Source organism: Kitasatospora purpeofusca (genome assembly GCF_042691725.1).
GTDB lineage: Bacteria > Actinomycetota > Actinomycetes > Streptomycetales > Streptomycetaceae > Kitasatospora > Kitasatospora purpeofusca_B.
The window spans coordinates 2380806-2406159 of sequence record NZ_CP170483.1 but is presented as its reverse complement, the minus strand read 5'-3'; the positions used below and the strand labels follow the sequence as shown (position 1 = coordinate 2406159).

At 76.4% G+C, this 25354-nt stretch carries 23 protein-coding genes and 1 pseudogene; 13 read left to right on the top strand and 11 right to left on the bottom strand.

Annotation, left to right across the window (positions count from 1 at the left end):
* The first annotated feature begins 67 nt into the window (after positions 1–67).
* Positions 68–3073, top strand: a complete 3006-nt coding sequence (locus tag ACFCLZ_RS09800; protein WP_380284428.1) for a BTAD domain-containing putative transcriptional regulator — start codon at positions 68–70, stop codon at positions 3071–3073.
* A 93-nt stretch (positions 3074–3166) separates the two neighbouring features.
* Here ACFCLZ_RS09800 and ACFCLZ_RS09795 read toward each other — a convergent pair whose 3' ends face one another.
* A complete protein-coding gene (locus tag ACFCLZ_RS09795) occupies positions 3167–3700 on the bottom strand; it encodes an RICIN domain-containing protein (RefSeq protein ID WP_380284427.1) in 534 nt (177 codons plus the stop codon).
* A 185-nt stretch (positions 3701–3885) separates the two neighbouring features.
* Between ACFCLZ_RS09795 and ACFCLZ_RS09790 the strand changes: the two genes are divergently transcribed.
* Positions 3886–4626, top strand: coding sequence for a hypothetical protein (locus tag ACFCLZ_RS09790; RefSeq protein ID WP_380284426.1), 741 nt, complete (start codon positions 3886–3888; stop codon positions 4624–4626).
* On the opposite strand, the pseudogene ACFCLZ_RS09785 reads toward ACFCLZ_RS09790, so the two are convergent.
* A pseudogene (locus ACFCLZ_RS09785) lies at positions 4521–5207 on the bottom strand (serine/threonine-protein kinase); the annotation flags it as partial. The gene ACFCLZ_RS09790 and the pseudogene ACFCLZ_RS09785 overlap by 106 nt on opposite strands.
* A 310-nt stretch (positions 5208–5517) precedes the next feature.
* Between ACFCLZ_RS09785 and ACFCLZ_RS09780 the strand changes: the two are divergent.
* The 4 genes from ACFCLZ_RS09780 (at position 5518) to ACFCLZ_RS09765 (ending at position 12720) form a co-directional block, all read left to right on the top strand.
* Positions 5518–6627: a basic secretory protein-like protein gene (locus ACFCLZ_RS09780; RefSeq protein WP_380284425.1), complete on the top strand. Its 1110-nt coding sequence runs from the start codon at positions 5518–5520 to the stop codon at positions 6625–6627.
* A gap of 170 nt (positions 6628–6797) precedes the next feature.
* On the top strand, positions 6798–7487 hold the full coding sequence (locus ACFCLZ_RS09775) for a hypothetical protein (protein WP_380284424.1): 690 nt from the start codon (positions 6798–6800) through the stop codon (positions 7485–7487).
* A gap of 1 nt (position 7488) precedes the next feature.
* The gene (locus ACFCLZ_RS09770; protein WP_380284423.1) at positions 7489–9429 is read left to right on the top strand and encodes a hypothetical protein; all 1941 of its coding nucleotides are present in this window, start codon (positions 7489–7491) and stop codon (positions 9427–9429) included.
* A 57-nt stretch (positions 9430–9486) separates the two neighbouring features.
* Positions 9487–12720, top strand: a complete 3234-nt coding sequence (locus ACFCLZ_RS09765; protein ID WP_380284422.1) for an error-prone DNA polymerase — start codon at positions 9487–9489, stop codon at positions 12718–12720.
* A 142-nt stretch (positions 12721–12862) separates the two neighbouring features.
* On the opposite strand, the gene ACFCLZ_RS09760 is transcribed toward ACFCLZ_RS09765, so the two are convergent.
* Positions 12863–13351: a hypothetical protein gene (locus ACFCLZ_RS09760; protein ID WP_380284421.1), complete on the bottom strand. Its 489-nt coding sequence runs from the start codon at positions 13349–13351 to the stop codon at positions 12863–12865.
* Positions 13352–13659: 308 nt separating this feature from the next.
* Between ACFCLZ_RS09760 and ACFCLZ_RS09755 the strand changes: the two genes are divergently transcribed.
* Complete coding sequence (locus ACFCLZ_RS09755) at positions 13660–14085, top strand: hypothetical protein (protein ID WP_380284420.1); 426 nt, start codon at positions 13660–13662, stop codon at positions 14083–14085.
* A 187-nt stretch (positions 14086–14272) separates the two neighbouring features.
* Here ACFCLZ_RS09755 and ACFCLZ_RS09750 read toward each other — a convergent pair whose 3' ends face one another.
* Positions 14273–15103 carry a TIGR03084 family metal-binding protein gene (locus ACFCLZ_RS09750; RefSeq protein WP_380284419.1) on the bottom strand — a complete coding sequence of 277 codons (831 nt, stop codon included), beginning with the start codon at positions 15101–15103 and terminating at the stop codon, positions 14273–14275.
* 216 nt (positions 15104–15319) lie between these two features.
* On the opposite strand from ACFCLZ_RS09750, the gene ACFCLZ_RS09745 reads away from it, so the two are divergent.
* Positions 15320–16108, top strand: a complete 789-nt coding sequence (locus ACFCLZ_RS09745; protein ID WP_380284418.1) for a LuxR C-terminal-related transcriptional regulator — start codon at positions 15320–15322, stop codon at positions 16106–16108.
* Between the two features lie 18 nt (positions 16109–16126).
* Here the strand turns inward: ACFCLZ_RS09745 and ACFCLZ_RS09740 are convergent, their stop codons facing one another.
* From ACFCLZ_RS09740 to ACFCLZ_RS09730, 3 genes are read right to left on the bottom strand one after another with little or no spacing between them, the layout of a single operon-like run.
* Positions 16127–17659: an AMP-binding protein gene (locus ACFCLZ_RS09740; RefSeq protein WP_380284417.1), complete on the bottom strand. Its 1533-nt coding sequence runs from the start codon at positions 17657–17659 to the stop codon at positions 16127–16129.
* Positions 17660–17710: 51 nt separating this feature from the next.
* Positions 17711–18088 carry a MerR family transcriptional regulator gene (locus tag ACFCLZ_RS09735; protein ID WP_380284416.1) on the bottom strand — a complete coding sequence of 126 codons (378 nt, stop codon included), beginning with the start codon at positions 18086–18088 and terminating at the stop codon, positions 17711–17713.
* Between the two features lie 43 nt (positions 18089–18131).
* The gene (locus ACFCLZ_RS09730; protein ID WP_380284415.1) at positions 18132–18911 is read right to left on the bottom strand and encodes an SDR family NAD(P)-dependent oxidoreductase; all 780 of its coding nucleotides are present in this window, start codon (positions 18909–18911) and stop codon (positions 18132–18134) included.
* Positions 18912–19084: 173 nt separating this feature from the next.
* Here ACFCLZ_RS09730 and ACFCLZ_RS09725 point away from each other — a divergent pair, with 173 nt between their 5' ends.
* From ACFCLZ_RS09725 to ACFCLZ_RS09715, 3 genes are read left to right on the top strand one after another with little or no spacing between them, the layout of a single operon-like run.
* On the top strand, positions 19085–19543 hold the full coding sequence (locus ACFCLZ_RS09725; RefSeq protein ID WP_380284414.1) for a group II truncated hemoglobin: 459 nt from the start codon (positions 19085–19087) through the stop codon (positions 19541–19543).
* Positions 19540–20085, top strand: a complete 546-nt coding sequence (locus ACFCLZ_RS09720) for a GNAT family N-acetyltransferase (RefSeq protein WP_380284413.1) — start codon at positions 19540–19542, stop codon at positions 20083–20085. Before ACFCLZ_RS09725 ends, ACFCLZ_RS09720 begins: the two co-directional genes overlap by 4 nt.
* Positions 20086–20126: 41 nt before the next feature.
* Positions 20127–20513 carry a VOC family protein gene (locus ACFCLZ_RS09715; RefSeq protein ID WP_380284412.1) on the top strand — a complete coding sequence of 129 codons (387 nt, stop codon included), beginning with the start codon at positions 20127–20129 and terminating at the stop codon, positions 20511–20513.
* Positions 20514–20551: 38 nt separating this feature from the next.
* Here the strand turns inward: ACFCLZ_RS09715 and ACFCLZ_RS09710 are convergent, their stop codons facing one another.
* The gene (locus ACFCLZ_RS09710; protein ID WP_380284411.1) at positions 20552–21142 is read right to left on the bottom strand and encodes a maleylpyruvate isomerase N-terminal domain-containing protein; all 591 of its coding nucleotides are present in this window, start codon (positions 21140–21142) and stop codon (positions 20552–20554) included.
* A gap of 140 nt (positions 21143–21282) precedes the next feature.
* Between ACFCLZ_RS09710 and ACFCLZ_RS09705 the strand changes: the two genes are divergently transcribed.
* Positions 21283–21942, top strand: a complete 660-nt coding sequence (locus ACFCLZ_RS09705; protein ID WP_380284410.1) for an NAD(P)-dependent oxidoreductase — start codon at positions 21283–21285, stop codon at positions 21940–21942.
* Between the two features lie 37 nt (positions 21943–21979).
* Here the strand turns inward: ACFCLZ_RS09705 and ACFCLZ_RS09700 are convergent, their stop codons facing one another.
* A complete protein-coding gene (locus ACFCLZ_RS09700) occupies positions 21980–22762 on the bottom strand; it encodes a dioxygenase (RefSeq protein WP_380284409.1) in 783 nt (260 codons plus the stop codon).
* 121 nt (positions 22763–22883) lie between these two features.
* Between ACFCLZ_RS09700 and ACFCLZ_RS09695 the strand changes: the two genes are divergently transcribed.
* Positions 22884–23399, top strand: a complete 516-nt coding sequence (locus ACFCLZ_RS09695) for a MarR family winged helix-turn-helix transcriptional regulator (RefSeq protein ID WP_380284407.1) — start codon at positions 22884–22886, stop codon at positions 23397–23399.
* 63 nt (positions 23400–23462) lie between these two features.
* On the opposite strand, the gene ACFCLZ_RS09690 is transcribed toward ACFCLZ_RS09695, so the two are convergent.
* Together ACFCLZ_RS09690 and ACFCLZ_RS09685 are read right to left on the bottom strand one after the other, a co-directional pair.
* Positions 23463–24779 (bottom strand): RNA polymerase sigma factor, encoded by a 1317-nt coding sequence (locus ACFCLZ_RS09690; RefSeq protein ID WP_380284406.1) that lies wholly within the window; start codon positions 24777–24779, stop codon positions 23463–23465.
* A 53-nt stretch (positions 24780–24832) separates the two neighbouring features.
* The gene (locus tag ACFCLZ_RS09685) at positions 24833–25207 is read right to left on the bottom strand and encodes a YciI family protein (protein ID WP_380284405.1); all 375 of its coding nucleotides are present in this window, start codon (positions 25205–25207) and stop codon (positions 24833–24835) included.
* Positions 25208–25354: the final 147 nt, after the last annotated feature.

Below are 25354 nucleotides of genomic sequence, written 5' to 3'. Positions count from 1 at the left end.
AGCAGCGGGAATGCCGGTGGTTATCATGCGGACGGGGGAGTTGTACGGACATGGGGGGAGTCGTTCGGTGGATCGGGAGGCGCGGTCGGGAGGGCTGCGGTTCGAGGTGCTCGGGCCGGTGCGCGGCCTGCGGGACGGGGCGGAGCTGGCGCTCGGTTCGCCGCAGCAGCAGGGGCTGCTGCTCGCCCTGCTGTTCCGGGCGGGCCGGCAGGTGTCGGGCGCCCAACTGGTCGACGACCTGTGGGGCGAGGAGCCGCCGGCCAGCGCGCACGGCGTCATCCGCACCTATGTGCACCGGCTGCGCCGGGTCCTCGGGCCCGACGCGCTGACCTCGCTCGGCGGCGGGTACCTGCTGGTGGCCGACCCCGAGGGCCTGGACACCGCGCGGTGCGAGTCACTGCTGGCCCGGGCGCGGACGCTGCGCTCCGAGGGGCGGCACGCCGAGGCGGCCGCCGTGCTGCGGACGGCGCTGGCGCTCTGGCGCGGCGAGCCGATGTCCGGGGTGCCCGGCCCCTTCCTGCGGCGCCAGCGCCGGGAGTGGGAGGAGCGCCGGCTCGCCGTCCTGGAGTCGTGCCTGGAGGCGGAGGTCGAGGGCGGGCGCTGGGCCGAGTCGGTCGCCGAACTGGCGGCGCTGGCCGAGGAGCACCCGCTGCGCGAGCGCCTCTCGGAGCTGCTGATGCTCGCGCTGTACCGCTCCGGACGGCAGGCGGACGCCCTGGAGGTCTACCGGGCGGCGGACCGCCGGCTGCGCACCGAGCTGGGCGTGGCCCCCGGCCCCGGGCTGCGCGACCTGCACGGGCGGATCCTCGCGGCGGACGGGAGCCTGGCGGCGCCCGCCGGACCGGCGCCCGTCCAGGCTCCCCCGGCGGAGGCCGGCGCGCCGGTGGAGGCGGAATCCGCCGTCCTCAGGCCGGACCAACTCCCCGCCGCTGTCGCCGACTTCACCGGCCGGGCGGCGGAGGTCGAAGCGGTGCGGGCAGCCCTGCTGGAGCCGGACCGGGTGCCCGTGGCGGCGGTCGCGGGCATGGGCGGGGTCGGCAAGACCGCGCTCGCCCTGCACGTCGCGCACGGCCTCGCCGAGGAGTTCCCGGACGGCCGGCTCTACCTCGACCTGCACGGCGCGGACGGCCGCCCGACCCGTCCCGAGGAGGCGCTGGCGGCCTTCCTGCGCTCCTTCGGCGTCCCCGGCGAGGCGATCCCGGCGAGCCCGGCCGAACGGGCGGCCCGCTACCGGTCGTTGCTCGCCGGGCGGCGGGTCCTCGTCCTGCTCGACAACGCGCGCGACGCCGAGCAGGTCCGCCCGCTGCTCCCGGGCGGGGCGGGCTGCGCCGTCCTGGTCACCAGCCGGACCCGGATCGGGGCGCTGCCCAACGCCCGCTTCACCGAACTGCCGGTGCTGCCCGCCGAGGAGGCGGTCACCCTGCTGACCCGGGTGGTCGGCGCCGAGCGGGTGGCGGCCGAGGGCGAATCGGCCCGCGAACTCGTCCGGCTCTGCGGGCAGTTGCCGCTGGCCGTGCGGATCCTCGCGGCGCGCCTGGCCTGCCGCCCCGGCTGGAGCGTCGCCCGGCTGGTGGAGCAACTGGGCGGCGACCGCTACCGGTTGGACGCGCTGCGCAGCGGGGACCTCGCCGTCGATTCCTCCTTCCGCTTCGGCTTCGACCTGCTGGACGCCGAACAGGCCCGCGCCTTCCGGATGTTGGCCGTCCCCGAGGTGCCGGACCTGTCGGCGGCGGAGGCGGCCGCGGTCCTGGACCGGCCGGAGCCGGAGGCCGAGGCGCTGGCCGAGTCCCTGGTGGACTGCTCGATGCTGGAGGTCTCGGCTAGCCCCGACCGCTACCGCTACCACGACCTGCTGCGGGCCTTCGCCCAGCGGGTCGACCGGGTCTGCCCGGGCGGCCCGCGCGATCAGGCGGAGATCGACGGTGAGCGGGCGGGCGCGCTGGCCCGGCTGGTGGACCACCACCACGCCAGGGCGACGGCCGCGCTCCGGTCGCCGACGGCGCGGACCGCCTCCCCGGCCGGCGGGCACTACGTGGGCGTCGCGGCGCTGGTGCGCCAGTGCGCGCAGCTCCCGGACCGCTCCCCGGACGCGGCGCCCGGCCTCGACCGGCTCGCCGAACTCCTGCTGGGCGTCTGCCTGTCGGCGGACTCCGGGCATGCCACCCGGCCGCTCGGCCACGCCGCCAACGCCCTGCTGCGCGCCGCCCTGGAGGAGGGCGGCCGTACCGCGGAGGCCCGGGCGCGCCTGGTGCTCGGCCGGCTGCTGGCCGAGGTCGGCTCCGCGTCGTCGGCCCTCGCCGAGCTGCTCCGGGCCCGTGACCTGTGCATCGCGCACGGGCTGCCGGAGCCGCTGCTCGCGCTCGCGCACGGTTCGCTGGCCGCCTGCTTCGTCCACCTCGACCGCCCGGACGAGGCGGTGGCCGGGTTCTCGGCCGCGGTCGCCGTCCGGCAGCGGATCGGCGACCGGCGCGCCCTGGCGGCCGAACTGCTGGACCTGGCGGGGGCGTTCGCCCGGCAGGGCCGGTTCGGCGCGGCGGGCCGGGTGGTCGACCAGGCCCTGCTCATCGGCCACGACCTGGCCGACCGCGCGCTGGAGGCCCGCGCCCGGGACTCGCTCGGCTCGATCGCCCACGACCTCGGCCGGCCCGACGAGGCGGTCGCCCACCGGCGGGCCGCGCTCGCCCTGACCGACCCGGACGACCACCGGCGCACCGGCCGGATCCTGCTGCGGCTCGGCGAGTCGCTGCGCGCGGCCGGGCGCGGGCCGGAGGCGGTCGAGGCGGCGGAGCGCGCGGTCGACGCGCTGACCCTGGACGGCGACCACCGGGGCCGCGGCCTGGCCCTGGCCGCGCTCGGCGACGCGCTGGCGGACCACCGCCCCGGTGACCCGGAGCGGCCCGGTGACCCGGAGCGGTCGGGCCGGCCGGCCCGGGCCCGCGCCTGCTGGGCCGAGGCGCACGGCATCCTGGCCCCGATCGGCTCGCCGGAGGCCGAGCGCCTGGTGCCGCTGCTCGGCGCCGACCACCCGGCCGGGCCGGCCCGGCGGCACTGGCCCTCCTGGCTCCCGGCCTGACGCGCCTGACGGGCCGGGTCCGGTCGGGCCCGAACGGGCCCGGCGTGGGCCTGCGCGGACGACCGGCCCCGGCCGTCCGCGCGGGCCCGGCCGTCAGGCCGCGGAGACCGTCCAGATCTGGTCGGCGGAGCCCGCGCAGGTGCGCACCGTGGCGGGCACGCCCGGACCGGCGGCGGACAGGCAGCGCTGCGCGTCCCGGGCGACGGTCACCACATAGCCCCCGGGCACCGGGAAGAACGACCAGATCTGGTTCGGGCCGGTGGGCGTCGGCGCGTACCACAGCCGCGTCTGGGAACGGCTCTCCTCCAGGTCCAGGATCTTGGAGTACCGGGTGGCGCCGTTGGAGAGGAAGTACCCGCCCTCCGCGTGCGGGTTCAGCCTCCAGACCCCGCCGGGGCCGCCGTCGTCGGACGTCAGGACCACCGGGTTGCCCGCCTGGTCGAGCGAGGCCTGGTCGTACAGCACGGACCCGCCGTTGGACAGCCGGGCGAGCGCCGGCAGCGGACCGCCCGGCTGGGTCGGCGGCTTGATGGGCGGTTTCGTCGGGATGGTGTAGGTCGGCGGGGGCGGGGGCGGCGAGGCGGTGTACGGCGGGGGCGTGTAGGTGTAGTTCGGGTCCGGGGGCACGGTCCGCCGCGCAGTGGAGGTGGCGGCGGGGGCTTCCGGCGCCGGGCCGGCCGTGTAGGCGGGGGCGCCCGGCGCCGACGGCTGCCCGGGCGCCGGCGAGGGGCGCCCGCCGCGCCGCCCGGGGCGGGGGAGCCGGCGGGTGCGTCCGGAGACCCGGGGGCGGGCGCGCCCGGGGGTTCACGGGGGTGCTCGACGCGGCGCCGCCCCCGCCCACCGAACCGCCCACCGAACCGCCCGCCGAGCCGATCGGACCGCCCGCGGCGCCCGCCTCGGGCAGCGGCCCGCCCGGGAGGGGCGGCCCGGTCGGCGAGGGGACCCCGGACGGGGTCGGCGCGCCGGGGGAGGGGGACGGCGCACCCGGGTCGGGGAGCAGCCCGACCGGCGCCGTCAGCGGAAGGCCCGAGCGGGCGGAGGCGTTCGCCGCGTCGGCCGCCCGGGCCTCGGCCGGACCGCCGTCCCGGTGCAGTACGACGGCCGTGGTGGCGGTGACGGCGCAGCAGAGCGCGGCCGCGCCCGCCACGAGCAGGGTCCGGCGACGGCTGCCGAACAGCGCCGCCCGCCACCCGGCCGCGCGGTTCGGCGGGGCGGCCGGACCGGGCCCGGCCGCGACCACCGGGCGCGCCGTCGACCCGGTGGCCCGGAGCGCGGCCAGCGCCCCGGTCGATCGGACCACCGCCGCCCAGGACGGCCCGCCCGCCGGGCCGTCGGCCGGCTCACCGGCGAGGGCCGCCAGGACGGCCTCGGCCATGGCGGCGGCGTCCGGCCAGCGCAGCGCAGGGTCCTTCGCCATGGCGCGCTCGACCAGGGCCCGGACCGGGGCGGGGACGTCGGCCGGCAGCGGCGGCACGGGGTCGGTCAGGTGCTTGAGGATCAGCTCCAGGGCGGTCTCGCCCTCGAACGGCAGCCGCCCGGTCAGGCACTCGTAGAGCACGACCCCGAGCGCGTACAGGTCCGCCGAGGCGGTGACCGTGCCGGTGGAGGCCTGCTCGGGCGCCTGGTAGGCGGCGGTGCCGAGCACCATCCCGGGCACGGTGAGCCGGGGGTCGCAACCGGGGCGGGCGATGCCGAAGTCGGTGACGATCACGTGGCCGTCACGCATCATCAGGTTGGCCGGCTTGACGTCCCGGTGGACGATGCCGGCCTCGTGCGCCGCCCGGAGCGCCGCCAGGACCTCCAGCGCCAGGCCGAGGGCCTCCGGGACGGTCAGCGGGCCCCGCCGTTCCATCACGGTGCTCAGCGGCTCGCCCTCGATCAGCTCCATGACCAGGTAGGCGACCGGGTGGGCGGCGGGTTCCGGCGGCGCGCCCCAGGAGGGGGCGTCGGCGGCGCGGCCGGGGCCGAAGTCGTACACGCCGACGATGCCGGGGTGCTGCACCCGGGCCATCACCCGCGCCTCGTCGTGGAACCGCTCCGCGAAGCCGGGTTCGTCCAGCAGCGCGGGCTTCAGGACCTTGACGGCCACCCGGCGGTCGAGCACCTGGTCCTTCGCGAGCCAGACATCGCCCATCGAACCGCCCCCGAGCCACTCCTCCAGCCGGTAGCGGTCACCGAGCGTGGTGCCACGCATGATTCTCCTCGACCTCGTTTCGTCGTCGCGACCGCCGCCGGGGCCGGGCCGGCCCTCGGTCGCACCGGCAGACCCTGCCAGGTGGAAATAAACGCCGGCTTGTCGTGGGCACTGAAACGCCCCGGCCCCGGGCGTCCGACGCTGCGTCGACGCGTCCGTGAACGGACCGTCGACACCCTGTGTGCGGAGGGGCGGTGACATGGCGGCAGGCCGGATCCACCGGGGAGCCGGCCGGAGGGGGGAACCCGAGATGATCAGCCGTCGTACGGCCGCCACCGCGGTCCTGGTCGCCGCGACCGCGGTGTCCGGAACGGTCCTGGGGGCCGGGACCGCGAGCGCGACCGACCTGCCGCTGCCGGTCAGCGGCGCCGAGTACCGCGTCTCCAGCAAGGCGGGCGGCGCCCTCCAGTGGGACAGCCGCACCAACGGGTCCAACGTGGTGGTCCGGGACTGGAACGAGGCGTCGGCCCAGCAGCTGTGGACGATCAAGGACGAGGGCGCCGGCACCTGGTCGGTCAAGGTGCCCGGCAGCAACAACGCGCTCGACCGCGACCTGGGCCGGAACACCGTCGGAGCCTGGAACTACGTGGCCGCGGACAACCAGCGGTGGAGCCTGCACAACACCTCGCTGGGCGACGGCCGGGGCTGGCTGCTGCGCAACGTCTCGGACCCGGGCCTCTGCCTCGTCCGCGGGGCGGACCTGAACGCGAAGGTGGCCGCCTGCAACGCCGGCGACCCGGCGCAGAACTGGAACCTCGACCGGAACACCGGCACCACCCCGCCGTCCCCCGGCCGCCCGGTCATCGACCTGGACTACTCGCGGGCCCCGGACCTCGGCCCGTGGCTGGAGCAGCAGAAGCAGACCATCGCGGACTACTACGCGACGATCTCCGGCCTGGTCACCAAGGGCGCGTGGACCGCCGCCCCCCGGTTCCGGATCGTCCTCGACCCGCAGATCACCGACCACCCCGCCGAGGCGCGGTCCGGCGCCGTGCCCGAGATCCACGCCAACATCAACTACACCCGGGGCAACCAGAACGACACCGGCTTCCTGCTGCACGAGGCGGCGCACGTGGCGTTCTTCGGCCACCCGGGCCGCCCGTGGTGGCTGGAGGAGGGGCTGGCGGACTGGGTGCGCTACTACAACTTCCAGCCCGGCACCGTCCACCCGCTCGCCCCGGGCGACCGGTACGACAGCGGCTACAGCGCCACCGCCCGGCTCATCGACTACGTCACGAACGCCTACCGGCGGCCGGACCTGCCGTACCTGCTGAACACCAGGGACTACGGCTCCGGCCAGATCTGGGTCCAGCTCACCGGCAAGACCGCCGACCAGCTCTGGAACGAGATGCCCAAGTAGGCCGCGCCGCCGTGCCGCGCCACCGCCGGCGGGCGGACACGGAGAGTGACGGGCCGGGGACGGACGATTCGGACTTGAATCTTTGCGAACGAATGTTCGATCCTGGGGGTGTGCCCGTTATCGAATCTGTTTTCGAATCCACCGCCGAGCGGAAGCCCGCGCTCCGGCCGGTGGCGTCGACCGCCGTCCCCGGACGGGGGCTGCTGCCGGTGGTGCCCGCGCTGCGCGGGCTGCTGCCGGAGGGCGGACTGCGACGGGGCGCGGCGGTGTCGGTGGCGGGCGGGGACGCCGGGCTGCTGCTGGCGCTGGCCGCCGGGGTGCGGGAGAGCGACGGCGGCTGGGCCGCGGCGGTCGGGCTGCCGGACCTCGGGCTGGCCGCGGCCGCCGGGTACGGGCTCGACCTGCGGCGCCTGCTGGTGGCCGACGACCCCGGACCGCACTGGGCCGAGGTGGTCTCCGTGCTGGCCGGCGCCGTCGAACTGATCATGCTGCGCCCGGACGGCCCGGTCCCGCCGAACCTGGCCGCCCGGCTGGCCGCCGTACTGCGGCGCAGCGGCTGCGTGCTGCTGGTGGCCGGGCCGTGGCCGGGGGCCGGGCTGCGGCTGGGCGTGCGCTCCGGGCGCTGGTTCGGGCTGGGCGACGGGCACGGGCAGCTCACCGGACGGCAGGTCGAGGTGGTGGCCGAGGGCCGCGGATCGGCGGGGCGCGGGCGGACGGCCCGGCTCTGGCTGCCGGACGCGCACGGCGCGGTGCGGACCGTGGAGGAGACGGTCGGCGCCGGGACGGCGAACGTGGACGTGGCGGGGGAGGGCGCGGTGTCGGGGGCCGGGGCGGGCCTCGACCGTATGGCGGTGGTGTGAGATGACCGGCGGCGAGGTTGCCGGGTCCACCGGGGCGGGTGGCGCGCTCACCCCCCGGGTGCTGGTGGTGTGGTGTCCGGACTGGCCGGTGGTGGCCGTCGAGCGTCCGGGGGAGGCCGACGCCCCGGTGGCGGTGGTCGAGGGCGGCCGGGTGCTGGCCTGCTCGGCGGCGGCCCGGGCGGCCGGGGTACGACAGGGGCAGCGGCTCAAGCTGGCCCAGCGGCTCTGTCCGGCGCTGGAGCTGCGCGACCGCGACCCGCAGGCGGAGGCCCGGCGGTTCGAACCGGTGGCCGCGGCCGTGGAGGCGTTCACCCCCCGGGTGGAGGTGCTGCGCCCGGGGCTGTGCGCGATCCCGGTGAAGGGGCCGGCCCGCTACTTCGGCGGGGAGGAGGCCCTGGCGGCGAAGGTCCAGGGGGCGGTCACGGCCGCCCTGGCGGTGTCGGCGGCGGTCGCGGCTCCCCAGGTGCACCCGGCGGACGCGGAGCCGGCCGGGAGCCGCGGTGCCGCCGGGGACGGGAGCGGCGGCGGGGTCGGGAACGGCGCCGGGTGCGGAAACGGCGGCGGGGCCGGTGACGGCCTGGCCGAGGTCGTCCCGCTGCACCCCGCCGACGCCGAGCGGCCCGCGCCCCGGCGGCGGACCGCCGGGGTGGACGAGCTGCTCGCCGCCGCGCCCGCCGCCCGGGACGGCGCCCGGGGCGGCTTCGCCCGCCCGCCCGCCTACCCGTCGGCCCCCGCCCCCGGGACCGCGCCGCCCGCCGCCGCGCCGCCGCCCCTCGGCCAGGTCGGCGTGGCCGACGGCCTGTTCGCCGCCGTGCTCGCCGCCCGCGCGGGGGTCCTGGTCCCCGCCGGGCGGACGGCGGAGTTCCTCGCGCCCTACCCGGTGGCCGCGCTCGGCGACGCGGAGCTGGCCGAACTGCTGGACCGGCTGGGCCTGCCCACGGTCGGGGCGTTCGCCGCGCTGCCCGCCGAGTCGGTGGCCGACCGCTTCGGCCCGGCCGGCACGGTGGCGCACCGGCTGGCCCGCGGTCTGCAGCCGCGCCCGCTGGTGCCGCGCACCGAGGGGCCGGACCTCTCCGTCGAGCAGCGCTTCGACCCGCCCGAGCCGCTCGCCGAACCGCTGGTGTTCGTCGCCCGCACCCTGGCCGAGCGGTTGCACCGGCGGCTCGCCGGGGCGGGGCTGACCTGCCAGCGGGTCGCCGTCGAGGTGGAGTGCGCCGACGGCCGGACGGTCGCGCGGCTCTGGCGGCACGAGGGCCGGCTCTCGGCGACGGCGCTCGCCGAGCGCGTCCGCTGGCAGCTCCAGGCCTGGCAGAGCACCGGCACGTTCGACCGGGGCGGCGGCCCCGGGAGCTCGCACGACCCCGAGCCGGGCGGGTTCACCGCGCTGCGCCTCGTCCCGGACGACCTCACCCCCGACCAGGGCCGCCAACTCGCCCTCTGGGGGCAGGCGGTGGCGGACGACCGGGTGGAGCGCGCGGTGGCCCGGGTGCAGGCGGTGCTCGGCCACGCCGGGCTGCGCCGGATCGAGCCGGCCGGCGGCCGGGGGCCCGAGGACCAGGCGGTCCGGGTGCCGTGGGGCGAGCCGTACGACCCGGCGGCACCCGCCGACGCCCCCTGGCCGGGGCGGGTCGGCGGGCTGCGGGACGTCTGGCCGGCCGTGGTGCACCGGGTCCCGGTGCCGGCGGCGGTGCTGGACGCGGCCGGGCGGCCGGTGACGGTGGACGGCCGGGCGGGGGTGTCGGCCCGGCCGGCCACCGTGGCGGTGCGCGGGCGGGACCTGGCGGTGGACGGCTGGACCGGTCCCTGGCCGGCGGTCGAGTACTGGTGGGACCAGGAGCGCGCCCGCCGCCGGGCCCGGTTCCAGGTGACGGTGGCGGACGGGCGGGCGCTGCTGCTCACGGTGGAGGGGGGTGCCTGGTTCGTGGAGGCCGGGTACGACTGACGGCCGGGCCGTCCGAGGGGGGCAGAAACCAGCGAGAGACCGAAGGCGCCACCCCCGATGGGATTCACCAGTCATCCCTCCCTCCCCTGGAGCGAGCTGCACCGACGCCTGTCCGGCGGCGGCGACGGCGACGTCGTCCCGCTGCACCCGCGCGACGGCGACCGGCCGGACGAGCCCGCCGGGGCGCGGCCCGCCGGACCGGCCTGGGCCGAACTGCACGTCCACTCCGCCTTCAGCTTCCTCGACGGCGCCAGCGACCCCGAGGCGCTGGTCGCCGAGGCCGCCCGGCTGGGCGTCGAGGCCCTCGCGCTCACCGACCACGACGGCCTCTACGGCGCGGTCCGGTTCGCCGAGGCGGCCCGCGGCACGGGCGTGGCCACCGTCTTCGGCGCTGAACTGACGCTGCGTCAGGACAAGGGCGGGGCCGAGCACCTGCTCGTGCTGGCCCGCGACCCGGAGGGCTACCGCCGCCTCTCCGCCGTCATCGGCGCGGCCCAGCTCGCGGGCGGGGCCAAGGGGAACCCGGTCTACGACTTCGCGGCCCTGGCCGAGGCGCACGGCGGCCACTGGGCGGTGCTCACCGGCTGCCGCCTCGGCCGCGTCCCCGCCGCCCTGGCCGCCACCGGAAGCGGACCGGCCGACCCCGAGCACCGACTGCGCACCCTCACCGAGGCGTTCGGCCGCGAGAACGTCCACGTCGAGCTGATCCACCAGTGGCTCCCCGGCGACGACCTGCGCAACGACGCCCTCGCCGCGCTCGCCGCCCGGCTGCGCCTGACCGCCGTCGCCTCCACCAACGCCCACCACGCGAGCCCCGCCGAGGGCCGGCTCGCGCAGAGCCTGGCCGCCCTGCACGAGCGCCGCACCCTCCCCGAGGCGGCGGGCTGGACGCAGGCCGCCGGCACCGCCCACCTGCGCTCCGGCCGTGAGATGGCGGCCCGGCTGGCCCGCTTCCCGGGCGTCCGCGAGGCCACCGTGGACCTCGCCCGCGCCTGCGCCTTCGACTTCGCCACCCTGGACCCGGAGCTGCCCGGCTACCCGGTCCCGCCCGGCCGCACCGAGATCAGCCATCTGCGCGCCCTGGTCGCCGAGGGCGGCCCGGCCCGGTTCGGGCCCGGGAACGGCCCGGCCCGCCGCCAGCTCGCCCGGGAGCTGGACGTCATCGAGGAACTCGACCTGGCCGGCTACTTCCTGATCGTCCACGACATCGTCGACTTCTGCCGCCGGGAGTCCATCTGGTGCCAGGGGCGCGGTTCGGCGGCCAACTCGGCGGTCTGCTTCGCGCTCGGGATCACCGCCGTCGACCCGGTGCACTACAAGCTGCTCTTCGAACGCTTTCTCTCCACCGCCCGCGACGGCCCGCCGGACATCGACCTGGACATCGAGAACCGCCGCCGCGAGGAGGTCATCCAGTACGTCTACCGCCGGTACGGGCGCGAGCACGCCGCCCAGGTCGCCAATGTGATCACCTACCGGCCCCGGCTGGCCCTGCGCGACGCCGCCCGGGTGCTCGGCTACCCGCAGGGCCAGGTGGACGCGTTCAGCCGGCAGGCCGACTTCCGCTCGCCGCCCGGCGCGGACGCCGTCATCCCCGCCGACGTGCTCGCGCTCGCCGGGCAGCTCCACGGCCTGCCGCGCCACCTGGGCATCCACTCGGGCGGCATGGTGCTCACCCGGGAGCCGATCGCCGGGATCTGCCCGACCGAGTGGGCGCGGATGCCGGGGCGCTCCGTGCTGCAGTGGGACAAGGAGTCGGTGGCCGGCGCCGGACTGGTCAAGATCGACCTGCTCGGCCTCGGCATGCTCGCCGCGCTGCACGACACCTGCGACCTGGTCGCCCGCCACCACGGCGAGCACTACGACCTGGCGACCATCCCGGACGACGACGCGGGCGTGTACGCGATGCTGCGGCGGGCCGACACCGTCGGCGTGTTCCAGGTCGAGTCGCGCGCCCAGATGGCCACCCTGCCCCGGCTCAAGCCGGACCACTTCTACGACCTGGTCGTGGAGGTCGCGCTGATCCGGCCCGGCCCGATCCAGGGCGGCTCCGTCCACCCCTACCTGCGCCGCCGCGCCGGGGTGGAGCCGGCCGGCTGCCCGCACCCGCTGATGGAGAACGCGCTCGGCAAGACCCTCGGGGTGCCGCTGTTCCAGGAGCAGATGATGCAACTCGCCATCGACTGCGCCGGGTTCACCCCCGCCGAGGCGGACCGGCTGCGCCAGGCGATGGGCGCCAAGCGCTCGCACGAGCGGGTCGCCCGGCTGCGCGAGCGGCTGCTCGGCGGCATGGCCGAACGCGGCATCCCGGAGGAGGTGGCGCAGGACGCCTACACCAAGATCGAGGCCTTCTCCAACTACGGCTTCCCGGAGAGCCACGCGATCAGCTTCGCCTACCTGGTGTACGCCAGTGCCTGGCTCAAGTACCACTACCCGGCGGCGTTCACCTGCGCCCTGCTGGCCAACCAGCCGATGGGCTTCTACGCGCCGCTCAGCCTGGTCTCGGACGCCCGGCGGCACGGCGTGCGGGTGCGCGGGGTGGACGTCAACGCCAGCGGCCCCGGCCCCACCCTGGAGCCGTACCGCGGGCCGACGCCCAAGCCGCCGCTCACCGCCGGGAAGCCGCAGCCCGCGATCCGGCTCGGCCTGGACACCGTGCGCGGCATCGGCTCCGCGCAGGCCGGGGCGATCGCGGCCGGGCAGCCGTACGCGGACCTGGAGGACTTCGCCCGCCGCACCGGCCTGCCCGCACCGGCCCTGGAGGCGCTGGCCGCGGCGGGCGCGTTCGGCTGTTTCGGGCTCGGCCGGCGGCAGGCGCTCTGGGCGGCGGGCGCGTTCGCGGGCGTCTCGGCGGACCTCATCCCGGGCACGACGCCCGGCACCGAGGCGCCGGACCTGCCCGCGATGACCCCGGTCGAGGAGACCATCGCCGACCTCTGGGCCACCGGGACGTCCGCGACCAGCCACCCGCTCCAGCACCTGCGCGCCCACCTGGAGCGCGGCGGCGCGCTCTCGGCCGCCGAACTCCCGGACGTACCACCGGGGACGGCGGTGGTGGTCGGCGGCCTGGTCACCCACCGGCAGCGGCCGCCGACGGCGGGCGGGGTGCTCTTCCTCAGCCTGGAGGACGAGACCGGGCTGATCAATGTGATCTGCGGCCGGCCGGTCTGGGAGTCCCAGCGCCGCACCGCCCTCGACCGGGCCGGGCTGCTGGTCCACGGGCACGTCGAACGGGACCGGGGCGCCACCAACCTGGTCGCCACCCGGCTGACCCCGCTGCGGATCGGGCCGTGACGGCCGGGGAGGCCGAGTGGCTGCTCGGCGAGCTGCTCCCGGCCTGGACGGCGGGAAGCAGCGGTGTGCGACCGGCGCGGTGCAGTCGTGGGGGGGGGTGCCTGCACCGCGCCGGAGTCTATGGCGGCTCCTGGCCGCCCGGTCAGAAGGCGGGCTGGTCGTTCAGCTCGACGATCCGCAGATCGCCCAGGCGGACGGTGTACCAGACGTCCTGACTGCCGCCCCCGCCCCAGAACTCGGTGAGCCGGACCGAGGCGAAGCCGTACTCCTCCTTCACCTGCTGGGCCGACCAGTCCGCCGGGACGTTCTGGGCCCGGAACACCGGATCGGCGTCGTGCTCCTGCGCCCAGGCGTCGAGGCGGAATTCGAGGTGCGGGGAGAGGTAGCGCTCGCGGACGGCCCGCGGGCTCTCGCCGCTCTCGCCGAGCACCGCCCGCCGGTACTCCTCGAAGAACGTGACCACCTGGTGCGCGGCCGGCGTCCCCGCCCGGACCTGCGCCGGCGCGGCGATCCCGACCGGGCCGGCCGGCGGCGCGAACGCGGCCTGGGCGGGGGTGGCGACGAGGCCGCCGACGGCGAGCAGCGCGGCGGCCCCCGCGAGGACGGTGCGCATCGAGTTCATTCGCGTCATGCCCGGAGTCCATCATGTGCCCACGAACTCTGTATATCGCCGAAACGTGTGGTTTGCCGTGCAAACCGGCGTATTTGACGCATCATCGGTTGATTCGGTCGAGCTATCGGACCGTCCTGGACTCCCGCCGCGCCCAGTGGCCCGGGCCGCAGCGCGCATTCGCGCCATCGGGGGATCAATTCCGGTACGCCTGAAGCGATTTCGGCCCGGCCGGGAATGCCGGCCGGAGTGCGTGGAAGCATCCGCCATGTGAAGCGTGACATGGCACAACCTTCCAGCACCTGCTGTCCTCGAAGGAGAGAACTCCGATGAAGCGTTTCGTTGCGTTCCTCGCGGTCGGTGCCGCGCTGTCCGGGCTCGGCGTCGCGGGCGCCACCCAGGCCACCGCCCGGCCCTCGGGCACGACCACGATCTCGTCGACGACCACCTGTGGCTACGGCATCGGGACCCAGGTCTGCCTGACGCTCAACGGCCGCGTCGCGTCCGCCACCGGCTGGGTGGGATCGGCCGGCGGACCCCCGCAGATGGCCTCGTTCGTCCTGGATCTCGGCACCACCGCCGGCCACAGCCTGGACCGCGAGAACCTCGGAGCCGTCGTGGGGTCCAAGGGGATCACGGTCGGTCCGATCGTGAGCACCGTCCCGTGCGGCGTGGGCATCATCGCGACCTTCACCACCACCAGGACGGGCCAGCCGGTGGCGAGCGCCACGGTCACGGTGCCGGCCGTCTGCTGAGCCGCCCGGTCGGTCCACCTGTCCAGGTCGACGCCCATGCCGCCGCCGTGCGGACGACACCGTGCCCCGGCCTCCGGCCGCGGTCCGGCTCGCGGTCGATCCTGTGACCGGCGTACCGACCACGGAGGTTGGTGACAGGGAGCCAGCCTCCGTGGTCGGTACGCCTGGCGCGACGACCCCGCCTGCCCTAGCGCGACGACCCCGCCGCCCGGCCCGGTCCGGGCGGGCCCGCGAAGGCCTGGGCGATCGGCAACCAGGCCGTCGCGACCTCGCCGACGGCGGTCAGCGCGAGGTCGTCCCGGTGCCGACGCCGGGTGACCAGCAGGCAGAAGTCCAGGGCCGGTCCGGTCACCCGGTCCGCCGCGTCCGCCGGCCCCCACGTCCACGATCCGCCGTCCGGCGCGGTCAGTTCCACCCGCACCGGGGCCTGCGGGGCGGGCCGCCCGTGCACCGTGAACGCGAAGCCCATCGTCCGCACCCCCAGGTGCGCGACGTGCCGCAGGCGCGCCGTCGGCTCCCGGCGGACGCCGAGCGCGTCCGCCACGTCCTGCCCGTGCGCCCAGGTCTCCATCAGCCGCGCGGTGGCCATCGACGCGGCCTTCATCGGCGGCCCCAGCCAGGGCAGCCGGGCGTCGGCCGGCACCGCCGCCAGGGCGGCCGCGAGCCGCTCCCGGCCGGAGCGCCAGCGGTCCAGCAGCGCGGCCGGCCGCTCGGCCGCCCCGCGCGCCGCGCCGTCCTCCACCGGGTCCGTGCCGGCCGCCACCAGCTCGCCGAACACCCGGCCGGACTCCGCGACGAAGGCCTCCGGATCGCGGGCGGCCAGCTCCGACCACTCGTCCGTCCACGCCAGGTGGGCGATCTGGTGCGCCACCGTCCACCCCGGTGCGGGGGTGTCCAGCGCCCAGCCGTCCGGCTCCAGCCCGGCGACGAGTCCGTCCAGCGCCGCACTCTCGGCCCGCAGGTCGGCGAGCAGCGCCGCCAGTACGGACGAGCCCTCGGGAACGTTCGGATCGGCCATGGATATCCCCTTCGTTACGGTCGGAAACCTTGGAAACACCGGAAACCGCGGCAGGTCACGAGGGGCCGTGGTGGTGACCCGCCGGTAACCTCGCGCCCGCACCCTACGCCGCCGCGTCCGCCTCCACCCGGAACTCCGCGCACCTCCCCACGACACGCACGCCGAACCCGTTCGCGACCCCTCCCCAGTGCCGCGAGCGCGTGTGACAATCGCGCGATGACGACCGCCCCGACCGCGCCGAACAGCAGCGCCGAGGCCCCGGACGACCTCGCCGCCCGGGCCGCCGAGCTGGTCCGGGACGCCGTGCTCGGCGACCTCGCCCGCCGGGCGGTCACCGACTGCGGCGCCGACGTCGGCCTGGTCGGGGTGCCCGAGCCGGGCGTGTCCGGCTCCGGCGGCGAGGGCATGGTGCTGCGGCACTGGGCCGGTACCCGGGCGGCCCTGCTGCACGACCTCCCGGTGCCGGCCGGCACCGGCCTCGGCGGCCGGGCGCTGGCCGAACGGGCGCCCAGCTGGGTGCCCGACTACCGCGCCGACACCACCATCTCGCACCACTACGACGCCGCCGTCACCGCCGAGGACCTCTACGCGATGCTCACCGTGCCGCTGCTGCACGGCGGCACGGTGCACGGCGTGGTGTACGCCTCGCTGCGCGCGGTGGTCCCGTTCGGGGACGTCCGGATCGCCGCCGTGGCCAGGCTCGCCGAGGCCGCCACCCGGGCCCTCGCCGGGGCCGCCGCCTGGCGCGGGGCCGCGCCGCCGGCCGCCGCCGCCGCGCGAAGACCCCCGCGCACCCCGCTCGGCCCACGCACCCCGCTCACCCGGCGCGAGCACGAGGTGCTCCGCTGGGCGGCGACCGGCCGGACCAACCCGGAGATCGCCGCCCAGCTCGGCCTCACCTGCAACACGGTGACCGGCTACCTGAAGAGCGCCATGCACAAGCTCGGCGTCCGCAATCGCACCGAACTCGCCGTCACCGCCCGGGAGTCGGGTCTCCTCGACTGAACCACCGGGCCTGGCCGGTCAGTTGACCTTCCGCTCGCGCCCCGACCAGTACGGCTCGCGGAGCCGGAACTTCTGCAGCTTCCCGGTGGTCGTGCGCGGCAGCGCGTCCCGGAACTCCACCGAGGTGGGCGACTTGTAGCCGGCCAGCCGCTGCTTGCAGTGCGCGATGAGGTCCGCCTCGGTGATCTCCGCGCCCGGCTTCGGCACCACCAGCGCCTTGACCGTCTCGCCCCACTTGGCGTCCGGCACGCCGATCACCGCTACCTCGGCCACCGCCGGGTGGTCGTACAGGCAGTCCTCCACCTCGATCGAGGAGACGTTCTCCCCGCCGCTGATGATGACGTCCTTCTTCCGGTCCGAGATGGTCAGGTAGCCGTCCTCCAGCACGCCGCCGTCGCCGGTGTGGAACCAGCCGTCCCGCAGCGCCTCCGCGGTGGCCTCCGGCTGCTGCCAGTAGCCGTCCAGCACGACGTTGGAGCGGACCAGCACCTCGCCCTGCTCGTCCACCCGGACCTGGTTGCCGATCGCCGGGGCACCCGCCTGCACCAGCTTCTCCGCCCGCCGCTCGGCGGGCAGTTCGTCCCACTCGGCGCGGGTGCGGTTGACCGTCACCACCGGCGAGGTCTCGGTCAGGCCGTAGATCTGCAGGAACTCCCAGCCGAGCTCGGACTCCATCCGCTGCACCACCGAGGTCGGCGGCGGCGCGCCGGCCACCACCATCCGCACCCGGTCCCGGCCGGGAACCGGGCCGTCCCACTCGGCCGCCGCGTCCAGCACCATCTGCACCACCGCCGGCGCGCCGCACAGGAAGGTCACCCCGTGCCGCTCGACCCGGCGCAGGATCTCGGCGCCGTCCACCTTCCGCAGCACCACGTGCCGCGCGCCCAGCCCGGTGAGCGAGAACGGCAGGCCCCAGCCGTTGGCGTGGAACATCGGCAGGGTGTGCAGGTAGACGTCCCGGTCGCTCGCCCCGAAGTGCAGCGCCATCAGCGTCGCGTTCAGCCAGACGTTGCGGTGGGTGAGCTGAACCCCCTTGGGGCGGGCGGTGGTTCCGCTGGTGTAGTTGATGGTCGCGGTGTCGTTCTCGTCGATCGCGTAGCGGCGCGGAGCGTTCCCGAAGTCGTACAGCAGCGCGTCGCTGTCCGCCCCGATCACGAACTTGTGCTTGGCGACCACCCCGGCCAGCGGCTCGGCCAGCTCCGGGTCGACCAGCAGCACCGAGGCGCCGCTCTGCTCGACGATGTACGACACCTCCTCGGCCTTGAGCCGGAAGTTCACCGGTACCAGCACCCGGCCGTGCCCGCTCACGCCGAAGAGCGAGGTCAGCAGTCGCGCCGAGTTGTGCGACACGACCGCCACCCGTTCGCCCGGGCCGACCCCGAGCCGGTCCAGCCCGGCCGCCTGGGCCCGCGCCAGTCGCGCGATCCGACGGTACGTCAGATCGCCCCAGGATTCGGCAGGTTGCACCGGCTCGTCGACGATGCCGACCCGGTCGCCGTAGACCAGCTCGGCCCGGTCGAGGAAGTCCATCACGGAGAGTGGAATCTGCATGGGCCCACTGTCCTCCGCCCGCCGCCCCCTGCACACCCCCGATCGGGGGTGTCACCCGGACGGGCCCCGCACCTGCCGGGCGGGCGCCTGCGCGGCGCTGATCGCCGCCGCCAGCCGGTCCCGGGTCTCGCTCTGGGCGGCGATCCGGCGCTCCAGCACCGCCAGCCGCTCCCGGGCGATCCGCAGCGCCCCGGCCGACGGCGGCCCCAGCGCGTCGCGGTCCAGGCACCCCAGGAACGGCCGGACGTCCTCGAGGGTGAACCCGGCCTCCAGCAGCGCGCGGATGTTGCGCACCCGTACCACCGCCGCCTCGTCGTACACCCGGTACCCGTTGGGCGCGCGTCCGGAGCCGATCAACCCGGCCTGCTCGTAGTGCCGCAGCGCCCGGGCGGTCGTCCCGGTCGCCCGCGCCAGCTCGCCGATCCGCACCCGCGCCGCCCCCGCCCGTCGCCGTCCCCGCCGCCCGCCGCGCTCAGCTCACCACGGCGCCCCCGTCCACCGGCAACACTACGCCGGTCACGAAGGAGGCCTGCGGCGAGGCGAGTCGGGTGATGGCCCAGGCCACCTCGGCGGCGTCGCCGATCCGGCCGAGCGGGGTGTGCGCCAGCTGCCACGCGCGCAGTGCCGCCCGCTGTTCGGGGGCGATCCCGGCGTGCTCGGCGATCGGGGTCTCGATCGCGCCCGGGGCCACCGCCACGACCCGGATGCCGAGCGGTGCCAGCTCCACCGCCCAGCTGCGGGTCAGCGAGTCGACCGCGGCCTTGCTCGCGGCGTAGGCCGAGTTCGTCGGCCAGCCGCGCTGTCCGACGGCGGTGCTGACGTTCACGATCACGCCCCGGCTCGCGCCGAGCGCCGGCAGCGCCGCCTGGGCGAGCAGGACGGGTGCCGTCAGATTGGTGGCCAGCAGCGCGCCGACGCCCTCCCGGGTGTAGCCGCCGAGCGTCGCGTGCGGGGCGATCCCCGCGTTGTTGACCAGGACGTCCAGTCGCCCGAACCGCTCCAGCGCCGCCCGGACCACCGCCTCCGGCCCGTCCGGCGCCGTGATGTCCGCGGCCACCGGCACGATCCGCCCCGGTGCCCGCTGCGCCGTCCCCGCCAGCGGCTCCGCCCGGCGTCCGACGGCCACCACCCGCGCCCCCTGCTCGGCGAAGGCCCACGCCGTGGCCCGTCCGATCCCGGTCCCGGCCCCGGTGACCACCACCACCCGGAGCCCCTGCCCCACGGCCTCGTCCACCCGCGTCGTCTCGCTCATGCCCGCAACCCTCCAACCCTGCCGCCAGTGGCAGGGTCAAGCGCCGGCCCGGAGCGGAGCCGGGCGCTCCGATTGGTGAGCCGGGGGCGAACAGGGGGGGCGGGAGCGGGCGCGGCGCGCGCTCCGCTGCTAGGAAGGGCGGCAGGAGATCCACCCATGGGGGAGAGACACCGATGACCGACCACCCTTCCGGCAGCCTGTACGACGCGATCGGGGGACTCGACGCCCTGCGGCGGCTGAGCGACACCTTCTACCGGGGCGTGCTCGCCGATCCGCTGCTCGCGCCGGTCTTCGCCCGGTTCACGCCCACCCACATCGAGCACGTCGCCGTCTGGCTGGCCGAGGTGTTCGGCGGCCCGGACCGCTTCACCACCGACCTCGGCGGCCACCAGGGGCTGCTCCGCGCCCACCTCGGCCTCGCCATCACCGAGGAGCAGCGGCTGCGCTGGATGGAGCTGATGGCCGAGGCGGTGCGCGCGGAACTGCCCGAGGACGAGCTGCTGCGCCGCCGCGTCCTGGAGTACTTCGACTGGGGCACCAGGATCGCCGAGGACGTCTCCGCCTCCCCGGCCGGCACCGACCTCGGCGAGCCGGGCCCCACCCCGCGCTGGGGCTGGGAGGGGCTGAAGTGACGGCCGCGCTCGCCGCCGGGGCCCCGCGCGCCGAGGGGCTGCTGCTGCGCCCCTTCCGGGCCCAGGACGCTCCGGCCCTGCTCGGCGTCCACCGCGACCCGACGCTGCGCCGCTACGTCCGCCACCGGGTGAGCGACCTCGACGAGGCCGCCCGCTGGCTGGAGACCCAGGAGCGCGGCCGGGCCGAGGGCAGCCGGTACTCCTTCGCCGTCCTGGAGGAGGGCGCGCTGGTCGGCAACGTCGTGCTCAAGCGCGGCGCGCCGGGCAGCGCCGGCTCCGAGGTGGGCTACTGGACGGCCGCCGCCGCCCGCGGCCGGGGGGTGGCCCCGCGCGCGCTGGCGGCGCTCACCGTCTGGGCGGGGGAGACCTTCGCCGCCGATGGACTGGTCCGGCTGGACCTCTTCCACGAGGGGGACAACCAGGCGTCCTGCCGGGTCGCGGAGAAGGCCGGCTACCCCTTCGAGGCGCTCGTCCCGGCCGCGCCGCCGCAGTACCCGCTCGACGGCCACTGGCACAGCCGGCCGGCCGGAGCCGCCGGATAAAGGGTTGGACCGTCGGCGGGATCGGGGGCCACAGTGGCCCCATGGCTTCTCTGGTGCGACATGTGACGATCGACTGCGCCGACCCCTACGCCCTGGCCCGGTTCTGGGCGCAGGTGCTGGACGGCACCCTGGGCGAGGACGACAACCCCGGTGATCCGGAGGCGGTGGTCGAGTCGGCCGGCGCCTCGCTGCTCTTCATCCGGGTGCCCGAGGGCAAGACCGCCAAGAACCGCGTCCACCTGGACGTCCAGCCGCAGGACCGCACCCGGGACGAGGAGGTGGAGCGCCTCCTCGCCCTGGGCGCGACGCTGTCCGGGGACCACCGCACCCCGGACGGCAAGGGCTGGGCCACCCTTCTCGACCTCGAGGGCAACGAGTTCTGCGTCGAGCGCAGCGCCGCCGAGCGGATCGCCACCGGGACCGCCTGACGCCGCCCGCCGGTCCGACGCGAATGGTCGGACGCGCCCTACCCGACGGCCGCCCGCCAGCTCCACGAGGTCCGGCGCGGGCGGCCGTCGAGCTCCCCGCGGCCGGTGCACCAGAGCAGCACGTCGGCCGGGTCGCCGGTGGGCGCGTCGGGGAAGAGCCGGGCCAGCGCGGCTGCGGTGAGCCGCTCCGGGGGCCGCCACTCCAGGCCGAGCCCGAGGGTGATGTCGTGGGTGTGCACCAGGGTCTCGGTGACCCCCATCGCGGCGAACCCGGCCGGGTCGCACGGCCCGTGGTGGTACGCCCGCAGCTCGGGCGGGGCCGCGTCCAGGGCGGTGGCCAGCAGGTGCGCGCAGGCCGTGACGACGGTGAGCACCTCGGCCGGTCCGGCCTCCGGGCGCACCGTCAGGTCCAGCGGCAGGTAACGGTCGCCGGGCCGGGCGGCGAGCTGGCCCGCGTAGGCGAGCAGGTCGTGGGCGATGTGGGCGGCGGTCTCCCGGCAGCTCCACTCCAGCGGTCCGGCGGGCGCGTCCCAGCGGGGGCCGCCGGCCCCGGCCGCGGGACCGAGGACGGCCGTGAGCTCGCCGAGCGCGGCGCGGACGTCATCACCGTTCATCGGACGATCAGTCATCGGCCCACCGTCTCACCCGCCCCCGCGTGTCCGCCAGGGTCCCGCCCGCCCCGGGTGCTACTGCTGGCTCCGGACTCCCACCCGGTCCCACCCCCACCCGGCTCCCGGAGAACAGGCCCCGGAGAACAGGCAGGTACCCCATGGCCAAGATCGCCGTGTTCGGCGCGAACGGCACCATCGGCAGCGCCGTCGTCGCGGAGGCCGCCGCGCGCGGCCACCGGGTGACGGCGGTCGTCCGCACCCCGTCCCGGTTCGACACCGCGCGCCACCGGGGAGAGGTGTTCGTCGAGGCCGGTGACGTGCTCGACCCGGCGGACGTGGCCCGGGTCGCGGACGGGCAGGACGCCCTGGTGAGCGCGGTCGGCGGCGGTGACGGCCCCGGCCACCTGGCGCTGATCGAACCGGCGGCCCGGGCGCTGGTCGAGGGGCTGCGCCGGCTCGGCGGCGGGGCGCCCCGGCTGGTCGCGGTCGGCGGCGCGGGCAGCCTGGAGACCGCGCCCGGCACCCGGGTCTGGGACGCCCCGGGGCTGCCGGAGGCGGTGCTGCAGATCATGCACGCCCACGGCGACGCCCTGGAGTACTACCGGACGGTCACGGATGTGCGCTGGACGGTGCTCAGCCCGGCCGCCCACATCGGCCCGGGGGAGCGCACCGGCCGCTACCGCACCGCGCTGGAGCACCTGCTCACCGACGCCGAGGGGGAGAGCCGGATCTCGGTGCCGGACTACGCGGTGGCGCTGGTGGACGAGATCGAGCAGCCCGAGCACCTCGGCGAGCGCTTCACCTGCTGCGCGTTCTGACCGGCCCGGCCCGGCCCGGCCGCGCGCCGGTGCGCCGTCAGCCGACCTGGATCGAGCGCTTCGCCAGGCCCATCCAGAACCCGTCGATCACCGTGCGCTGGCTGCCCAGCTCGCCCTCCGCCGCGCCGAGCGTGACGAACAGCGGGGCGAAGTGCTCGGTGCGCGGGTGGGCGAGCCGGCCGGCCGGGGCCTTCTGCTCGAAGTCGAGCAGCGCGTCGAGGTCCTGGGCCGCCAGGGCGCGCCGGCCCCAGTCGTCGAACTCGGCCATCACCGAGGTGACCCGGCCGTCGTTGCTGAGCGCCCGCAGGTTGTGGGTGAAGAAGCCGCTGCCGACGATCAGCACGCCCTCGTCGCGCAGCGGGGCGAGCCGGCGGCCGATCTCCAGCAGCCGCTGCGGGTCCAGGGTCGGCATGGAGACCTGGAGCACCGGGATGTCCGCCTCCGGGAACATCTCCACCAGCGGGACGTACGCGCCGTGGTCCAGGCCGCGGTCGGGGATGTCCTGGACGGGCGTCCCGGGGGCGCGCAGCAGCTTGCGCACGCGCTCGGCGAGCTCCGGTGCGCCGGGGGCGGCGTACTGGACGCGGTAGTAGTGCTCCGGGAAGCCCCAGAAGTCGTAGACCAGCGGCACGGTGGTGACGGCGCCGAGCGCGAGCGGGGCCTCCTCCCAGTGCGCGGAGACCATCAGGATCGCCTTGGGGCGCGGCAGGTCGGCGGACCAGGCGGCCAGCTCACCGGGCCAGACCGGATCGTCGGCGAGCGGCGGGGCGCCGTGCGACAGGTAGAGGGCGGGCATGCGCTCGGGCGCGGTGGTGCTCATGGCGGCTCTTCTCCTCTGGCCCCCGGCGGATCGGTACGGGTCAGTAGTTCAAATTTGAACTTCAACCCATGTAGACCGTACACCTTCGTTCGAATTTGAACAATGGGAGTACGATCCCCCCATGCCCTCCACCTCGTCCGCACCCTCGGCGCCCCCCTCCGCCGCCTCCCCGTACGAGCCCCGGTGGCTCGACGAGGAGGAGATGGCCGCCTGGCGGAGCTTCGTCACCGCGAGCAACCTCCTCAACCGCCGCCTGGAACGCCAGCTCAAGGAGGAATCGGGCCTCTCCCACACCCAGTACGAGATCCTCGTCCACCTCTCCGCCGCCCCGGCCGGCTCGCTGCGCATGACCGAGCTGGCCGACAGGCTGGTCACCTCCAAGAGCGGGCTGACCTACCAGGTCACCCAGTTGGAGAAGATGGGCCTGGTCAGCCGCCGTTCCTGCCCCAGCGATGTGCGCGGCGTCTTCGCCGAACTCACCGATCAGGGCGGCGAGATGCTGCGCGAGGCGGCCCCCGGCCACGTCGCCCTGGTCCGCGAACTGCTGATCGACGTGCTCACCCGGGAGCAGCTGACCGTGCTGGCCGACGGCCTCGGCCAGGTCAGCGCCCGGCTGCGCCTCGACGACGCCCTCTGAACCCTCGAAGCCCCGACCCTCGAAGCCCCGACCCTCGACCCTCGAACGCCCGGCCCCCGGCGCTCAACCCTCGCTCCCTCGACCCCCGTCCGCCCGGGCTGCTGCCGCCTCGGCCGCCTCCGCCGCCTTGGCGAGCAGCAGTTCCCGCTCCCGGACGTTGCGGGTGAGCCCCGCCGCCCGCTCGAACTCCGCCCGCGCCTCGGCCCCCCGCCCCAGCCGGACCAGCAGGTCGCCCCGGACGCTGGGCAGCAGGTGGTACCCGCGCAGCGCCGGTTCCGCGGCCAGCGCGTCCACCACCTCCAGCGCCACCGCCGGCCCCTCGGCCATCGACAGCGCCACGGCCCGGTTCAGCTCCACCACCGGGGAGGGCGTCAGCGCCATCAGCCGGCCGTAGAGCGCGGCGATCGTCGCCCAGTCGGTGTCCTGGTACCGCGCGGCCCGCGCGTGGCAGGCGGCGATCGCGGCCTGCACCGAGTACGGCCCGGTGCCCGCCCGCCGCAGCGCGGCGGCCCCGCGCCGGATCAGCAGCCGGTCCCAGCGGGCGCGGTTCTGGTCGGCGAGCAGCACGGGCTCGCCGGCCGGTCCGGTGCGGGCGGCCGTCCGGGAGGCCTGGAACTCCAGCAGCGCCGCCAGCCCGTGCGCCTCCGGCTCCGCGGGCATCAGCGCGGCCAGCACCCGGGCCAGCCGCAGCGCGTCCTCGCAGAGCGCGGGCCGCAGCAGGTCGTCCCCGGCGGTCGCCGCGTAGCCCTCGTTGAAGATCAGGTAGATGACCTCCAGCACGGAGGAGAGCCGGGCCGCCCGCTCCTCCCCGTACGGGACCTCGAACGGTATCCCGGCCTGCGCCAGGGTCCGCTTGGCGCGCACGATCCGCTGGGCCACGGTCGGCTCGGTGGAGAGGAAGGCCCGGGCGATCTCCGCCGTGGTCAGCCCGCCGAGCAGCCGCAGGGTGAGCGCGATCCGGGCCGGCGCCGACAGCACCGGGTGGCAGACCGTGAAGATCAGCCGCAGCAGGTCGTCGTCGATGTCGTCCGGCCCGGACGGCTCGGGCGGCGGCACGTCCTCCAGCGCCCGCCCGACCTCGGCGAGCTTGCGCGCGTACGTCTCCCGGCGGCGGACCAGGTCGATCGCGCGGTGCTTGGCGGCGGCCGTGAGCCAGGCGCCCGGACGGTCCGGGACGCCCGACTCGGGCCACTGCTCCAGGGCGGCGACCAGCGCGTCCTGCGCCAGTTCCTCGGCGATGCCGACGTCGCGCACGATCCGGGCGACCCCCGCGATGATCCGCGCGGACTCGATCCGAAAGACGGTCTCGACCGTCCTGGCCGCCTCCGTCGCCCCCGCCGTCCGCGCCGGCTCCGCCGGTCCCGCGTTGCGCTCCGTCATGATCACCCATCAGAGCAGCCGCCGCCCACCGGGGCAAACCACCGCCCCGCCGCTCACGCCTCCGGCGGCGTGCTGCCCTCGTCGATCTGGCGCAGCTCGGCGCCGACGTGCCAGTGCGCCGGGTGCGTCTCCAGGAAGCGCCGGGTCCACTCGACGGCCTCGGCCTTGTCCTTGCACTGCAGGAGGGCGTAGCCGCCCACGACCTCCTTGGTCTCGGTGAACGGGCCGTCGGTGCAGGTCACCTTCCCGCCGTCCCAGAGCAGTCGGGTGCCCTCCTTGGTGGGCAGCAGTCCGGCGGTGTCCAGCATCACCCCCGCCTTGGTGATCTCCTCGAACAGGGCCCCCATCCGCTCCTCGAAGCCGGGGTCGGACCGGAACTCGGAGGCCTGCTGCTCGTCGATGCGGATCAGTGACAGGAAACGCGGCATGGTGGATCACTCCTCGTAGGGGTGCGGGCGGGGCCTCTCCCCGCCGCTCACCCCTGCGTCGAACGGGCGGCGGCGGTTTCGACAGCCGGCCCGAGAATTCTCGCGGGGGATTTCCGGCCCGGCCACCGGGGCCCGTCGCTCCGTGAT